This is a genomic window from Sphingobacterium nematocida (genome assembly GCF_900168125.1).
GTDB lineage: Bacteria > Bacteroidota > Bacteroidia > Sphingobacteriales > Sphingobacteriaceae > Sphingobacterium > Sphingobacterium nematocida.
The window spans coordinates 84,218-99,341 of the sequence record NZ_FUZF01000016.1 but is presented as its reverse complement, the minus strand read 5'-3'; the positions used below and the strand labels follow the sequence as shown (position 1 = coordinate 99,341).

Annotated in this window: 13 protein-coding genes and 1 pseudogene; 3 read left to right on the top strand and 11 right to left on the bottom strand. The window is 41.5% G+C overall.

The window, feature by feature from the left end:
• Window position 1: 1 nt before the first annotated feature.
• From B5X76_RS16175 to B5X76_RS16135, 9 genes and pseudogenes are all read right to left on the bottom strand, one after another.
• Window positions 2-3,523 carry a SusC/RagA family TonB-linked outer membrane protein gene (locus B5X76_RS16175; RefSeq protein ID WP_245801071.1) on the bottom strand — a complete coding sequence of 1,174 codons (3,522 nt, stop codon included), beginning with the start codon at window positions 3,521-3,523 and terminating at the stop codon, window positions 2-4.
• A gap of 227 nt (window positions 3,524-3,750) precedes the next feature.
• A complete protein-coding gene (locus tag B5X76_RS16170; protein WP_079644684.1) occupies window positions 3,751-4,887 on the bottom strand; it encodes a FecR family protein in 1,137 nt (378 codons plus the stop codon).
• A gap of 95 nt (window positions 4,888-4,982) precedes the next feature.
• Window positions 4,983-5,558 carry an RNA polymerase sigma-70 factor gene (locus B5X76_RS16165; RefSeq protein WP_079644682.1) on the bottom strand — a complete coding sequence of 192 codons (576 nt, stop codon included), beginning with the start codon at window positions 5,556-5,558 and terminating at the stop codon, window positions 4,983-4,985.
• A gap of 21 nt (window positions 5,559-5,579) precedes the next feature.
• Complete coding sequence (locus tag B5X76_RS16160; protein WP_079644680.1) at window positions 5,580-5,915, bottom strand: hypothetical protein; 336 nt, start codon at window positions 5,913-5,915, stop codon at window positions 5,580-5,582.
• Between the two features lie 70 nt (window positions 5,916-5,985).
• Window positions 5,986-7,348, bottom strand: a pseudogene (locus B5X76_RS16155) (IS3 family transposase).
• Between the two features lie 70 nt (window positions 7,349-7,418).
• Window positions 7,419-7,748, bottom strand: a complete 330-nt coding sequence (locus tag B5X76_RS16150; RefSeq protein WP_139375358.1) for a hypothetical protein — start codon at window positions 7,746-7,748, stop codon at window positions 7,419-7,421.
• A gap of 85 nt (window positions 7,749-7,833) precedes the next feature.
• The gene (locus B5X76_RS16145; RefSeq protein ID WP_079644676.1) at window positions 7,834-8,049 is read right to left on the bottom strand and encodes a hypothetical protein; all 216 of its coding nucleotides are present in this window, start codon (window positions 8,047-8,049) and stop codon (window positions 7,834-7,836) included.
• An 83-nt stretch (window positions 8,050-8,132) separates the two neighbouring features.
• Window positions 8,133-8,627: a MauE/DoxX family redox-associated membrane protein gene (locus tag B5X76_RS16140; RefSeq protein ID WP_079644674.1), complete on the bottom strand. Its 495-nt coding sequence runs from the start codon at window positions 8,625-8,627 to the stop codon at window positions 8,133-8,135.
• 78 nt (window positions 8,628-8,705) lie between these two features.
• Window positions 8,706-9,224 (bottom strand): hypothetical protein, encoded by a 519-nt coding sequence (locus tag B5X76_RS16135; RefSeq protein WP_139375357.1) that lies wholly within the window; start codon window positions 9,222-9,224, stop codon window positions 8,706-8,708.
• Window positions 9,225-9,661: 437 nt separating this feature from the next.
• On the opposite strand from B5X76_RS16135, the gene B5X76_RS16130 reads away from it, so the two are divergent.
• On the top strand, window positions 9,662-10,312 hold the full coding sequence (locus tag B5X76_RS16130) for a FadR/GntR family transcriptional regulator (RefSeq protein ID WP_079644670.1): 651 nt from the start codon (window positions 9,662-9,664) through the stop codon (window positions 10,310-10,312).
• Between the two features lie 50 nt (window positions 10,313-10,362).
• Window positions 10,363-11,556 carry an MFS transporter gene (locus B5X76_RS16125; protein ID WP_079644668.1) on the top strand — a complete coding sequence of 398 codons (1,194 nt, stop codon included), beginning with the start codon at window positions 10,363-10,365 and terminating at the stop codon, window positions 11,554-11,556.
• A 47-nt stretch (window positions 11,557-11,603) separates the two neighbouring features.
• Here B5X76_RS16125 and B5X76_RS16120 read toward each other — a convergent pair whose 3' ends face one another.
• Window positions 11,604-12,980, bottom strand: a complete 1,377-nt coding sequence (locus B5X76_RS16120; protein ID WP_079644666.1) for an MFS transporter — start codon at window positions 12,978-12,980, stop codon at window positions 11,604-11,606.
• A 118-nt stretch (window positions 12,981-13,098) separates the two neighbouring features.
• Here B5X76_RS16120 and B5X76_RS16115 point away from each other — a divergent pair, with 118 nt between their 5' ends.
• A complete protein-coding gene (locus B5X76_RS16115) occupies window positions 13,099-14,082 on the top strand; it encodes an aldo/keto reductase (RefSeq protein WP_079644664.1) in 984 nt (327 codons plus the stop codon).
• A gap of 46 nt (window positions 14,083-14,128) precedes the next feature.
• Here the strand turns inward: B5X76_RS16115 and B5X76_RS16110 are convergent, their stop codons facing one another.
• Window positions 14,129-14,992, bottom strand: coding sequence for an SDR family oxidoreductase (locus B5X76_RS16110; protein ID WP_079644662.1), 864 nt, complete (start codon window positions 14,990-14,992; stop codon window positions 14,129-14,131).
• Window positions 14,993-15,124: the final 132 nt, after the last annotated feature.

The following is a 15,124-nucleotide window of genomic DNA, read 5'->3' as shown; positions in this document are numbered from 1 at the left end:
TTTAAAAGTTGGTAAATAGACCGATGGTATAGGTAGGCGTGACATATGGCTTATAATAATTGCGCGTGGCCATACTGTAATTGTATTTGTTAAACCCTACTGTATATAAATTAGACGCCTGCAGCTTAATCTCAAAATGGCTAAAGCCCACTTTTTTAAAAAATTTGTTGTTGCTAAAGGTATAGGAAGCCGTAAGATCTGCCAGGGTGATATAATCGCCATCGACCACATAACTATCTAAGTTATTGTAAACAACGTTAGTCCACTGAGTTCTGGAAGCAGCCAAAGATATGACATCAGTATGCTGCTCATCGCCGGGCTGTTTCCAGTAACTGCCGGCACCAGGCAGCGGCCTTACATCGCCGGGGCTAGGACGTGGTACCCGCACCTTAAAGCCGCCATAATAGTTGATCATACAAAAGAAATAGAAGTTGCCGATATCGAACCTGTTACTCATTCCCGCATTGACAGCAGGAACAGACGATCCCACATATGCCATATAGTTTGGATCCCTATAGTTTCTATCCGCAACTGTAGCGGATTCATAGGTATATACATTTCCCTGGTGGTCTTTTACCTGAACATACCCTTTGTTATCCAACCCAGCATCGCGATAGGCAAACAGCGCCCCTACCGGATAACCTGCTATATATCCGTAACTATTGTTGACGTCTACAAAGTTTCCAGCTGTTGTCTGATAAGTCTTTTGCACCTTGCTGGTATTAAGGGCAAGCACAAAGCCCGTATTCCAGTTAAATTTAGGAATGCTGAGCCAGTCGGCACGCAGACTGATCTCTACCCCCTTATTGTTAATGGTTGCTGTGTTAATAATAGAAGAGTTGGCACCAGCGGTCGGGTCTATCAGACCGTTGGCTACTAAATCCGTGCTGTGCTTGTTATACCAGTCCACTGAGCCATAAATATTTTTGAATATGCTGTAATCAAGCCCTGCATTGAAGTTATTAGTCTGTTCCCAGCGCAGCCCGCTGTTGGCAAGCGAATACGATCGCAAGGCGGCAGATGCCGGAACAGTGCCTGTGGTGAGGTAGGACTGGCCAATTGCCTGTGGGAGTGACAGCTTGGCCACATTGCCGTTAAAGCCATTTGCTAAGCGCAGCTTCAGCTGTTTCACCCAGGTAACGTCCTGCATAAAGTTTTCTTTATCGATATTCCAGGCAGCACCTACCGACCATAAAGGCTTGTACCGGTATTTTGGGTTTGTACCGAACAGATTGGACTGGTCGATACGCAAGCTGCCGGTAAGCGAGTATGTATTGCGAAAGGAATAAACGATATTGGAAAAGCCGGATAAATACCGGTCTTCCCGGTAAGTCTGACCAAATAAATGACTGTAAGCTAACGGACCTGTTCCCAAAAAAGGACTTATGAACCCAGAAGTCAAAATATCGTAATTGACCGGTTGTTGTAACAGGCTCTGGTCGTCGTAGCCAAAGTATGCGGCGTTAGCGATCTGATCCTTTTCATTTCTTACCTCTGCGCCAAGAATGGCATTGATGGAATGGTCTTTGCCAAAATACTTGTTATAATTTAACTGGGTCCGCAGGGTGTAGCTGGAAGATTTAGCCGTTTGCTGCTGTAAATAACCCCCTATGGGAATATTGAATACCAGGCTGCCATTGGCATTCCTTGTAGCATAGTTATCAACATACTGGTGTACTTCAGACGATTGCTCATCGGCATAATGGCGCTGGTCGGTACGGGACGTTTCATAGATACCGCCGAAAGTAAGATTAAAGCCATGTCCGATCCTATAGTCGAAGTTAGCAGTAACACGGTTGTTGAGGGTATGTGTCTTGTCGCTGATATGATCGATATCTACCAAAGGATAATACTGGTAATCCCGCAGCCCCATGTCCATAAGTACCGAATTATAATAAGGATTTACTCCCGACTTAAACGCAACAGGACTTGGGTTCCCATATTTATCCTGCAGACGCTCATACGGATAAATGCTGTTGATATCCGGTACCGGCGCAGCAGTAGCGCGCAGTTCCTGGAAATCGGTGGTCAGCTCCAGGGAAAGACGCTGGGAGAACTTCAGCGTGCTGCGGGCCGAAAGCAGGATATTGTTATTATTGTTATTTTTCTGCTGCTGCAGGTTGTCGGTATAATTGGCGGTAATGTAATAGAGTGCATTGGCATTGCCACCGGACACATTCATGTTGTAGGTCTGGGTAGCGGCTGTTTGCAGGAACAGACGGCTGTAATCTTTGGTGTTGTTGTAGCTGCCCAAATTGGCAAATGTTTCGTCGGCCTGTGCCTGGTTAATGATTTTACCTGCCTGCTGGGCTACGGTATAGTAAACAGGTGACTGAACGCCTTTCCAGTTAGGTGTCGACAAGCCTGCATAGGTATTAGAATCCACGCTCGTAGCAAAGATGTCCCGCTGGTAAGCCACAATCAGTGCGGAGGCATCGGGATCCCAGCGATAGCGGCTGTAGTTCTCTTTGGGTGTAAAACCCACGGTGGCACGGAAAGCGACCTGCGGTTTGCCGACGCTTGCCTGTTTTCTTTCGATCACAATTACGCCGTTAGATGCGCGAACACCATAAACTGTGGCTGCTGCAGCATCCTTCAGAATGGTAACAGACTTAATTTCATTCGGGTTTATCATATCCAGTGTGAGGGTAGTGGGATAACCGTCCACGACAATTAAAGGATTTTGGTTGGCCGACATTGTGGAAATACCACGGATATTGAAGAGGCTCTTGGAAGTAGTATTACCGTTTGCATCTGTGCTGGTAAAATTAACATCATTATTGATCATTAAGCCGGGAAGCCGGTTGGCCAGACCATCCAGGAAATTGGTGCTGATGCGCGATTCGTATTCTCTGGTGGTGATCTGTGCCACGGCACCGGTACTCTGCTCTGGTTTGATACGCTGGTAACCTGTATTAATGGTGACGCTGCTTAATGCCAAAACAGCCTCCTTCATCACTAGCACAAGTAAAGACGCCTCTGTGGATGCGTTGATTTCAATAGCCATCTCCAATGACTGATAACCTATAGAAGTAACCGAAAGCGTATAGTTACCATATGGAACGTTTTTAAAGACGAATGTTCCTGTTTGATTTGTGATTTCAGTGAGTTTCCCGGGGGATAGCTTAACTGTTGCACCTGCGATTTCCTTTCCTGCAGTGTCTCGCACTACACCTGAAAAACTGTTGATATTGATAGGTACAACAGGCTTATTTAGAGGGGAAGGGCTCCTTCTCCTTTTTATAATGATTGAGTTGTCATCAATCTCAAAATCCAGGTTCTGAGGATTTAAAATTCGTGCTAGTAAATCTTTCAGTTCTTCATTTCTAGCCTGAATATTAATGGTTTTTAGCTCCCTTATGTTTACACTTTCGTAGAAGAAGTCATAACCGGTCTGCGCTTTGATGCGATTTAGCACTGTGGTAAGCGAGGCGTCCTTTTCAGTCAACGATATTTTCTGCGCAAAAGTAGTGGCGCTGACCTGTAAAAAACCTGTGATCAATAATATGGTGGTTAGCCTCATAATCAGCAGTAATTTAATTATAGCACCTGAAGGGTACCATAGTTTTTGTTGTAAAACTTTGTACATTTGAGTTTAGTTGGTTTAAAGGCATAATACGCAATACTTGTCAAGGTGGATCGTACTAGGCCGGTGATATCTGATATTTTCTGTCCAGCTAGCTTACAGGTCATCCGGGCGCCAACCCGTATGACCTTTTTTACTTGAAGGTCTTTTACAATTGGGTATAATTATTTTTCTATAGCCGTTATCCTCCTTCCTTCAATTTTAAATTGAATGCCATTTGTTTTTTCCATCATGCGAAGCACGCGGCTTATGCTCCGGCTGCGGGAAATATTACCCGAAAACTCCTTGTTCGCTAGCTTATCGCTCAATTCAATCTCCACGTCATACCAACGCTCAAGTTTTCTCACGATGCTGGCCATCTTTTCTTCGTTAAACTGAAAGCTTCCTTCTTTCCAGGCTACTGTTTCATCTAAATTAGCCTTGGATACTTTTAAATTGCCGTTTATTAATGTTGCCTGTTCCCCTGGGAACAGGATAGTGCTTTTATTTACCCTTATACGTCCTTCCAGCAAGGTAGTCCTCACAGCAGGTTCATCCCCATAGGCATTGATATTGAAATGCGTACCTAATACTTCCACTTCCTGATTATCTGTTTGTACTACGAAAGGATGTTCTTTATCCTTAGAAATTTCAAAATAACCTTCACCTCTAAGTTTGACTTTCCGTTTCCCATGCTCAATTAAAGAAACAGGATAAGTCAAGCTTGATGCGGCGTTTAGATATACCAAGGAGCCGTCCGGCAAACGCACCTTATAGGTTTCTCCTTTGCCAGTCGATAGCGTATTAATTTTGTTGGGATCGTCAGCAGATCCTTTAATCTCATATTCCAATTGACCATCTGCAGATTTGGCAATGGCTATCCCTGCTTCCTGAGCAAGTTTACCATTGGATGCATCCGATAATTTAATCGTCTTACCATTAGCAAGGGTGAGGGTGGCACCAAATGAACCAGGAGCCACATCCTGATTTACGATTTGCGGATCATTATTTATTGCATTATTGCCATTGTTAAAGAAGTAAACGCTTAAAACGATCAGGGCTATTGCCGCAGCTACTCCAGCAATTCTCTGCCAAAGTTTAATTAATGTGGATTTTCGGATCGTTTCCGGGAGAACATGAGTGCGGATTTTATCCCTCACCATATCCTCTATCTGTTGCCTAAAATCTGTATTTAGTTTCTCCCACTCTGGATTTTCTTTAGCGAAAGAAGCCAGGTGGCATAAATATAGCTGCTTCTGTTGATCGGTTGCCGATCCATCAGCTACCTTATTTGCAATATCAATAAATTCTTCTTCCTGCATTTCCTAGTGGTTGATATATTGTAAAGCACATAAATAGCTTCTACCCCTAGATCGAAAATAAATAAAAATGAAACATTTTATTAAAACATTGATTTTCAGATAAAAAAATACATAAAAACATGCCCTTTACCGAGTTTCTCTCTTAGCTTTTTTAGCGCGGAAGTGATCTGTCCTTCTACTGCCTTCTCTGTAATTCCAAGTTTAGAAGCAATTTCCCGATTGGACAATTGATCAAAACGACTCATTCTAAAAATCTGCTGACAGCGTTCCGGCAATTCGGAGGTTATTGAAAGGATAATATCATTAAGCTGACGAACTTCCAGCAAAAGACTTTCATCAACAATTGACATTTGTTGTTTAGCCAAGCCCGCGATGACGGCGGCCTTTATCTTATTATCTCTAAAATAGTTCGCGGTTTTAAACTTAACAGCGGTTAAAAGATAGCCACGGCATGAAACCAGGTTCCATTGCGAACGGTGTTCCCAAAACCAAATAAAAATATCCTGTACGATATCCATACTATGCTGGTGATCCCGGAGAATATTATAGGCCATGGCATAAACGGTCTGAAAATGTCTAGCGTACAATTCATCAAACGCAGGGTATTCCCCTGCCTTGATCATTTGAAGCAAAACCTCTTCTGTTTCAGCCTTTAGTACATTAACTTTCATTCCTGTGATCCCCCCATAATATTATAGAAATAAATTTCCAATTATATACATAAAAATTTGAAATTCAAGGTAGCCATCTTCAAGATTGCCATCATCATATAGTTTCACCATCTCCTTACCAGCCTTTGTGAGCAAATCATAACTTAAATATGCAGTGCACTCCCTTTTAGACTCACCGATAGCGGATGACCTGGAAACAGAAAATGTACGTGTGGCAAAATCAACTGTCATTCCATACATGTAACCATCATCTCTCTTTTTGAAAGAAATTATAGTTGCATGATCTCTTCCGCATCTATTGCTAAGTCTATACTTCCCTGACTTAAATAATTGAGATAATCTTTTAAAACGAAACATGTGTTTATTGGTTTAAATATCTGTATGTCTTCAAACTAATTTGGACAAATGTCTAAGGAGTGTTTTCTGATTATAAAGCTATTAATTTTTGTTTTAAATATTCTGTTTTTCTGTTATTAATGGCCAGTTTTTTTAGGCTTTCTCTTTGTTTTAATATGAGTTCTCCACGACCATAATATACATCAGCTGGTGTCAGGTTTTTTAAAGACTCATGATAGCGTTCGTTATTATATTTATTTACAAACTCTTCTAGCGATTCTTTTAGCTCTTCTGGTGAATAATAATTGTTCAATTTGACCACATTTTTCATTGTCCTGTGATATCTTTCGATTTTTCCCTGGGTCTGTGGATGTGCCGGTCTGCCATGCACCTGTTTCATTTCCAGTTCTTCGGTCAGGTATTTCCCGAGTTCCTTAGAGATATAACATGATCCATTGTCGGACAGTAACTTAGGTTTAGCCTTCGTTTTTAACTTAGCCTTTTCTATCGCCTTATCCACATTACGTATCACATCTTCATGCTTCATAGATGTGCAAAGCTCCCAATGGACAATGTATCGGCTGTAGTCGTCCAATATGGTGCTCAAATAATAATCTCCCCAACCTTTTATCCTGAAATAGGTAAAATCTGTCTGCCACATTTCATGCACAAAACTGGTCTTATCCTTGAACTCATCGGATGCACTGATCAAAATATGGCTTGGCGCACTGATCAGTCCCTTGTTTTTAAGGATTCGATAGACTGAAGATTCTGAAATAAAAATCTGGTGCTCATCTGTAATGTGATGTGCTAGCTCGCGTGCTGACAGATCGACCTTATCCAGGGCAACCTCGACAACAAATTCTTTAACCTGATCTGGAATACTGTTCCACTGTTGTCTGGAGTCTCTGTTTTTCAGCTCTAACCCCTCATAACCGTCTGTTAGGTACCATCATACCAGCTGTAAAATGTACTTTTAGGAATCCCGAATTCATTTAAAGTACGCTTCACACCAATCTCCGATCGGGTAACCGTCTGAATAATCTCCATTTTTTCTCCTGCTGATAATCGCATATGCTTTTTGTATTTATCCGTTAATCCAGCAGATCCAAGCTTTTTTTTACGATATCGTAACGTAGTACCAGATCGGCAACCATTTCTTTGAGCCGGGCATTTTCTTTTCGGAGTTCGGCCACCTCATCTGATGTTGCCTCACGGGTAACATCGCCTTCAAGTCGCTTTTTTCCCGCCTCTAAAAACTCCTTGTTCCATTTGTAGAACTGAGACTCGTTAATGCTGTGATTACGACAGATCTCGGCAATAGAGTTTTCTGCGCGTAAAGCTTCCATCACGATCAGAATTTTCTGCTCTGCGGTGAAGATTCTTCGGGTACTGCGACGTACATTCTTGATGAAGTTTTCGGGGGTTGTTTTTTTTGGTCTTCCCATGATCATTAAAGTTAAATCTTTTTAGGAAAACACTCTCTTAGTTTTTAACCAATCGTGTCCAAATTATGCTGACGATTTACAACGCTACGGTATTCATTCCGTCAGTTTTTTCAGTCTTTGCAAGAAAAGGTATTGTATGCTTGTGCTTTTCTTTAAGATCCATAGAAATCTCCAAAAGCCCATAAGGCTCTTTAAATTTATACAGACTGATAAGATCAGGGGTTATAGAAACAAACGCATAATTGTCATTTTCAAAAATCATCTCGTTATCTAATTGCACTTTATCCGGAGAAAATTCACGATTAAAGCCATTCCCTTTCTTATTTCCAGAAAGTTTATAAAGTATTATAATCGATAACACCGCAATGCAAAATAGCACGCAGAAAATTTGAATGTGTTTTCTCATGACGATATTAGGAATTTAATTTAGTATTAGAAAATCAGAATCAATCATATATAGTGATCCTGATTTTCTGAATTCAGTGGTTAGATCAGTTGTTCACTCTGGTTCTATCTAAAATGGCATCATCGGTAACCGGGGTAGAAGATCCAACCTGATAGATGGGCGCAGATGCTCGACATAGCGGAGCTAGGACACCGTTACAATTAAACTGACTGGTTGTACCACCTTGTACAGTGGTATACTGTGCATAGGCTCCGCCTATTGCAACAGTCGCAAATAAGGCGGCGAAAAGTAATCTTTTCATAATTTTGTTATTTAATTTTAAGTGCCTACTCTATGGTTCGCAGGTTTTCGGCATCCCCTGATTCTGTTGCGCAACGAATATTTTTAAGACTTTTGGTTAATTTTATATGAATCTATATTAGCTTGTAAAAAGAGACCTACTATCGCCAGCAGTACAAATACCACATTAAATACTAAATGTTGAGACCAACTGGCACCTTCTAAAATTCCATTGCAGCTGCAGGGAATATCATCAGTATAGTTCATGATGAGAAATATGTAAGTTGTGAACAAAACGATTAACGTAAATGAAGCCAGCAAACCGACGAAAGATGTTCTAGGAATCACGACTAATACTGCTATAATCGCTTCAGTGATTGGCAAACTGTATGCTATATATTCAGAGAAGTCCGTAATGATTGGGGACTTACTAAGTTCTAGCTGGAATTTTTCAAAATCAAAAATTTTATCTCCAGCAGAATAGAGAAATAGCAGAAAAAATGCCCACTGGATGATTTCCACAATAATCTTGCGGTTAATCGTCAGCTTAGAAATGGATAAGCTAAAAGGCCTACGCTTTGTTTCAATTTGGTTATTCATATTGGGATGATTGAATAACTCAAAGGTAGATTAGAAATGAAAGGCAGTGTTAGAAAAAATTGCCGATTTTAACATGCACTATTGCCGATTTATTTCGGCAATATTACCAACCTCTTGTTTTAACTCCTTGATTTTGTTGTAATATTGTTTAACAGACAAATGGGCATGGATGGCCTGAACTTCCTGTGTAGCACAAGCAACAAATGCAGCATGTTCGTCTTTGAGCTTTCTGACACGCTCCAGTGATGGTAGTTCCCGAAAAGCATTCTGCTGTCTGAAATATACGCCTTGTTGATAAGTAAGCTCTCGGATTGCCTGATCAAAATCACGATATTTATTCATCAGGGACAATATCTCCGGGAATCCTATGGAAAGCACAAAACCATCTTCCAGTATCTGGACATAATCTTGGCGGTCTAAGCCTTTGATTAAACTATTTCCGTTAAAAATCAATTCCTTTTTCTTATATATACAAGTGCCACAAGGTATATTCTTTTGAGAATTGAAAAAATAACTGTGGCACATCGCTTCTATAGAAAACCATAAAAACCCGGTTATTGCTGTTCCGGGTGATTCCATGTATTGATTTCTAACCATTTTTTGAAGTTGACATCGGGCCACTATGTCGCTAATTTTGGCATCAAAGAAGTTGACCAAACTTCCAAATGCAGGAAGCAAATAATCTATAACAAGCTCTCGTTTATAAATTTCCAGTTCATGAGGCGATAAATCATCAATTCGGAATGGCGCATTTTGGCCGGTTTAGAAGCCGTCAACGGAATTATGTTGATAGGTTGGTCTACTGCCATGATTTTTGCCTTCCTACAGATCTTATACAGACAGAGCTGGAGCGCCCTCAACTTTGGGTTAAAAGCTCATGACAAGCACTTGCCGCAAGAAGATTCCAATTCGCACCCGAGCAATAATTATGAAAACAAAAGCTAAATAATAGATTTAGAAAAGCTATCGGCGATTCGATTTTGTTTTAAGATTCATTTTTATACCTTTGCATTCATCAGATGATATGATGAGCTATGATGATACAGAAAAAATCCCTAGCACAGGAGGTCGCAGACAGCCTTCAACACAGTATTGAACGGGGTGCATTTGCGATTAACGAGAAGCTCCCTACAGAACCGGAGCTCATGCAAAAATTCGGTGTAGGTCGCTCTACTATCCGTGAAGCGATCAAATACCTCTCTCAACTGGGCTTTGTAAACGTACAGCAAGGCCTCGGAACCTTTGTTGTCAGCCATAGTAGCAATAATATTCTAGACGAGAAGATCGAACGCGCAGACTTTGCAGACATATTTGAGGTGAGACAATTGCTAGAATTAAAAATCGTAGAGAAAGCTGCCATCAACAGAACGGAAGCGCATTTACAGAAAATGAAAAGAAAGCTGGAAGAGCGAAAACAGTATGCCGAAAAAGGAGATATGCTGCACTGTATCCATGCAGACGTAGACTTTCACATCACTGTTGCAGAAAGCTGTGGCAATACCATTCTACATGAGCTCTACAAAACAATGTCCGTACACGTCAGCAAATTCTTCCTGACTCTCTATAACGACACAGCTACATTTGTCGAGTCACAAGAGATTCATGAAGACCTGTTGCAAGCAATCAGTGCTAAAGACGCGATCAAAGCAACAAGAATTGCAACAAAAATAATTGGAAGAATTTAATTTTTTTACTCAAATTCATCAGATGACCTGATGTTTGCTTATACTATCTTATGTCCACTTTATCCGCAAACAAAACCGTATATCCTATACTATTTGCAATCAGCTTTTCGCATCTACTCAATGACCTGATGCAATCGGTAGTTCCTTCCGTCTATCCATTACTCAAAGAAAATTATGGCCTTTCCTTTACACAAATTGGGATTATCACACTTATCTTTCAATTGACAGCATCGGTTCTCCAGCCCTTTGTAGGCGCGTATACCGACAAGAAACCAAATCCAAAATCATTAGCCATCGGTATGATCTTTTCGCTTTCTGGATTAATATGTCTTGCCTATGCTTCCAACTTTTACCTTATTCTTACTTCTGTGAGTCTCCTAGGCGTTGGATCGTCCGTATTTCATCCCGAGGCCTCACGCGTAGCTCATCTTGCCTCTGGTGGCCGCAAAGGACTGGCTCAGTCCATCTTTCAGGTAGGGGGCAATACCGGTAGTGCTATTGGACCTTTACTTGCCGCGTTAATTGTCATACCAATGGGGCAAAACTATATCGGATGGTTCGGTACACTCGCTATACTGGGGATGTTTATACTGACTATCGTCGGCAATTGGTATCAGCAGAATATTATTGTTAAGACATCCACTGCAAGTGGGGTTACAAACACAGCTCCACAACAGACGTTACCAAAGCGCACCGTTATCATCTCCATTATTATTCTGTTAGTACTCATCTTTTCAAAATACTTCTACATGGCGTCCATGACGAGCTACTTTACGTTCTATCTCATCGAAAAATTTCATGTCAGTGTGCAACATTCACAGATCTACCTATTCGTATTTTTAGCATCTGTCGCAGCAGGAACGATCTTAGGTGGTCCATTAGGTGACAAATACGGGCGTAAATTGATTATTTGGATATCTATATTGGGCGCTGCTCCTTTTACATTATTGCTCCCCCATGTAGGCCTGCTACCGACTGTTGTATTAGCTGGTATTATCGGTTTGATCATTTCTTCCGCTTTTTCTGCGATCCTTGTTTATGCCACAGATCTTATCCCTGGCAAAGTGGGTATGATCGCCGGACTTTTCTTCGGTTTTGCTTTTGGAATGGGGGGCATAGGTTCGGCCGTCTTAGGCTGGCTTGCCGACCGCACAAGCATTGAATACGTATTCTCCATCTGTGCGTTTCTACCACTTATCGGAATAGTTACCGGATTCTTGCCAAACATTAGACGAAAAGCCTAGTTAAATCATCAAAAAAGCCGGTCTAGACCGGCTTTTTTGATGATTATTTAAGCAGCAATCGCTGTCTTTTGCTCCGATCGCGATATATACACTAATATAACTACACTCGCAAGCGCGTACAAAAATAAGAGTCCCAAACTCAGGTTACCTACGGCCCATTCTGAAGGAAGCAACTCATTCAGTACTGTCATAAACGACAGCCCGATACCTCCACCCAAAAAATAACTGGTACTGGTCAAGCTTGAAACTACGCCGTAATTGGAAGGATCTACATCACGTATACTCAATACAGCCATGCTTGTAAAACAAAAAGTAATTCCAACACCCGAAATACAGGCTGCACCGATCAATACCAAAGTCAATGGATGACCCAAATAAAGAGCTCCCCACAACACAATCGCACCTACAAGCAAGAAAGACCAACCCAATACGCCCATCTGAGCAGAATTAACACGCTTAGAGACCGACGGAAGTACGAATTTGGCAATAAGTGCCGAAAGCACACTAAATGGAACCAACATCAGACCTGCCGAGGCAGCTGTATGCCCCATATCACTTTGTAACATCAAAGAAATCAAGAATAAAAAGCCAATAAAGAAAGCTCCTTGAATAAAGAATACCAAATTGGAAATCACCACAGAAGGATGGTTAAATAAACTGAGCTTTATCAAGGGTTCTGATACGGTCTTTAACCTATAAATAACGATCCCTAACAAAAGGAGCCCTATCAAAATAGAACCGATAACGACTGTTGGGTTCTCTTTAAAATCCGGCAATTGATGCGAACCGTAAGCAAGGCTTAGCAACCCCAGCACCAGCAAAATTCCGGACAAGGTATCCGTACGTTGCGAATCCGCAGAAGCTTCGTCCTTCGGTATGTAAAAGTACGCCAGCAAAAGCGTAACGGCCAAAATAGGGACATTGATCAAAAATACCCAGTGCCAACTCAGGTACGTACTTAATAACCCTCCTATGGACAAACCACTCCCCGATCCTATTGCAGCGAAAGAGCTGAAAACTCCGATCGCTCGATTACGCTCCTGAGTCTCCCTAAAGGTGTTTGTTATAATGGACGAAGACGCGGGCATAATAAATGCGGCACCTAAGCCCTGCAAAGCACGAAAAATGGCCAATGATTCAAAAGAAGTCGACAGCCCTGCTCCCAGCGAGGTTAGCATAAATACCACCCCTCCCCAAAGAAAGACCTTCTTACGTCCCTTCTGATCCGACATCCTTCCTCCTATGATCAAGAATCCTCCAAAAAGAAGGACATACAAAGTCTGTAGCCATTGGGCCTGTTCTACCCCAATGTGAAACTGCTCCTGGATAGATGGAATAGTCAAATTTATAATCGCAATATCCAAAGCTTCCACAAAAGTGGCCACAGAGGCTATTATTAAAATAAGGTTCTTTCGTAACTGCATTATCAGAAAATTTTCGGCAAAGGTACTCTTTATCAAACAAACAGAATAAGATACTTCCCATTTTGTTTATCTTTATAGGTATAATCATGCACACAACACCTCAAATTACTAGAAAAACATGGAATTCAGAAAATTAGGCAACTCAGATATAGACGTATCCGTCATTACTTTCGGGGCTTGGGCCGCCGGAGGCTGGATGTGGGGCAGTACAGATCGTAAAGAAGCCATCGAAGCCATTAAAGCATCCTACCACGAAGGTGTTACCTCCATTGACACGGCTCCGATATATGGTCAGGGAGTTAGCGAAGAGATCGTTGGCGAAACCATTAAAGGCATACCCCGTGACAAAGTACAATTACTTACCAAATTCGGTATGCGATGGGACCTTGAGCAACCCAAGGGTATATTGGCTATGCACAGCAAAAATAATGAAGGGCTTCCCATAGATATTTACAAATATGCTGGCAAAGAAAGCGTCATCAAAGAAACCGAAGCCAGCCTGAAAAGGCTAGGTACAGACTATATCGATCTGATGCAAATTCACTGGCCCGATGTCACCACACCAATAGACGAAACGATGGAAGCCTTAGAAATACTAATTCAACAAGGCAAGATCCGTGCAGCGGGTGTGAGTAACTATACGACAGATCAAGTCAAAGAGGCGCGTCATACCTTAGGGGTTGTAAGCAATCAGGTACCTTACAGCATGCTTAACAGAGGCATAGAACAAGAACTAGTACCCTATGCCCAAGCCAACAACCTCAGCATTATTGCGTACAGCCCAATGGAAAGAGGATTGCTCACAGGCAAATACTTTAATACCATCACGTTACAAGAAGGAGATCATCGTAACCAATATTTCAAAAACTTTGATCTGGAAAAGGCCAAGTCTTTTCTAAATCAAATCGAACCATTAGCCAAAGAGAAACGAGCATCGTTATCCCAACTTGTATTACGATGGACTAGCCTACAGCCTGCTATTACAGTAGTTTTGGCAGGAGCACGTAATGCAACACAGGCTATTGAAAATGCAAAAGCCATCCAGGTTAATCTATCACAGGATGAATTACAATTCATTCGCGAGGAGCTAGACAAGATTTAGCCTTTAAAAAAGACATCCCGATATATCGGGATGTCTTTTTTAAAGGCTACGCATAATACGCCTCAAGGAAGTCTTTAACCTGTAAAGGAGTTCTACCTAAAATAGCTTCGAGATCCGTTCCGGTCTTATCAAACTCTCCTGCCTTTATACTTTTTAATATTCCAACAAAGAGACCTACAACGATCGGCGGCAAACCAGCATCGAGCAATGCCTGCTGGTATTCTGTATCCGAGACATTCAAATACGTTATCTTCAATTTGAGAACATCGCCCAATTGATCAGCGATCTCCTGAAAACGAACACGTTGACCATTCACCAGATCTATTATTCTATTCTCAAATCCATCCTTTACTAATACGTTTGCAGCCGCTTGCGCTAAGTCGTTACGGGATGTAAAGGCCACGGGGGTATCACCCGCCGGGGCAAAGAGGACTTTTCCTTCCCGGATAGCAGGACCGATAATATCAGGCAACATATCCATATATATACCATTGCGTAGAATAGTGTAGGTCAAGCCACTTGCGATCAACAGATCCTCCGTAGCCTTATAAACAGGCATCAACCCATTGGGCGAATCTTCAGCAGTAGATTGGTATTGAAAACTTGTAAAAATCACATGATTTACTTTGGCCGCCTTGGCAGCAGCGATCACATTTCGATGATGTGACTCCCTATTCTCCAAATCATTAGAAGAAACAAAAAGAAGCTTTTCAACGCCTTTAAAAGCATTAACCAAGGAGTTATAGTCATTATAATCTCCAATTTTTACCCCCACTCCTCTTTCAGCCCATGATTTTGCTTTTTCATGACTCCTACTCAATACCGTTAGTTTGCTTGCTCCCTCCTGTTGCAAAAAAGCTTCTGCCGCAGCATTTCCTAAATGCCCTGTTACCCCTGTTATTAAATACATAGTTGTTATATTTTAATTTTTTATACTTACTTTTGGTAAGTCAAAGGTAAAAAGTAAGCTATAGATATACAAGAACTTAACTCTTCGTAATTCACTTACCTAGAGGTCAGCATTACTGATTATCAGCACAAT

What these genes read in the sequence shown, in the direction of transcription:
- B5X76_RS16175 (WP_245801071.1), bottom strand. Translation starts at nt 3,523, where the DNA reads ATGAGGCTAACCACCATATTATTGATCACAGGTTTTTTACAGGTCAGC.
- B5X76_RS16170 (WP_079644684.1), bottom strand. Translation starts at nt 4,887, where the DNA reads ATGCAGGAAGAAGAATTTATTGATATTGCAAATAAGGTAGCTGATGGA.
- B5X76_RS16165 (WP_079644682.1), bottom strand. Translation starts at nt 5,558, where the DNA reads ATGAAAGTTAATGTACTAAAGGCTGAAACAGAAGAGGTTTTGCTTCAA.
- B5X76_RS16160 (WP_079644680.1), bottom strand. Translation starts at nt 5,915, where the DNA reads ATGTTTCGTTTTAAAAGATTATCTCAATTATTTAAGTCAGGGAAGTAT.
- B5X76_RS16150 (WP_139375358.1), bottom strand. Translation starts at nt 7,748, where the DNA reads ATGAGAAAACACATTCAAATTTTCTGCGTGCTATTTTGCATTGCGGTG.
- B5X76_RS16145 (WP_079644676.1), bottom strand. Translation starts at nt 8,049, where the DNA reads ATGAAAAGATTACTTTTCGCCGCCTTATTTGCGACTGTTGCAATAGGC.
- B5X76_RS16140 (WP_079644674.1), bottom strand. Translation starts at nt 8,627, where the DNA reads ATGAATAACCAAATTGAAACAAAGCGTAGGCCTTTTAGCTTATCCATT.
- B5X76_RS16135 (WP_139375357.1), bottom strand. Translation starts at nt 9,224, where the DNA reads ATGGTTAGAAATCAATACATGGAATCACCCGGAACAGCAATAACCGGG.
- B5X76_RS16130 (WP_079644670.1), top strand. Translation starts at nt 9,662, where the DNA reads ATGATGATACAGAAAAAATCCCTAGCACAGGAGGTCGCAGACAGCCTT.
- B5X76_RS16125 (WP_079644668.1), top strand. Translation starts at nt 10,363, where the DNA reads ATGTCCACTTTATCCGCAAACAAAACCGTATATCCTATACTATTTGCA.
- B5X76_RS16120 (WP_079644666.1), bottom strand. Translation starts at nt 12,980, where the DNA reads ATGCAGTTACGAAAGAACCTTATTTTAATAATAGCCTCTGTGGCCACT.
- B5X76_RS16115 (WP_079644664.1), top strand. Translation starts at nt 13,099, where the DNA reads ATGGAATTCAGAAAATTAGGCAACTCAGATATAGACGTATCCGTCATT.
- B5X76_RS16110 (WP_079644662.1), bottom strand. Translation starts at nt 14,992, where the DNA reads ATGTATTTAATAACAGGGGTAACAGGGCATTTAGGAAATGCTGCGGCA.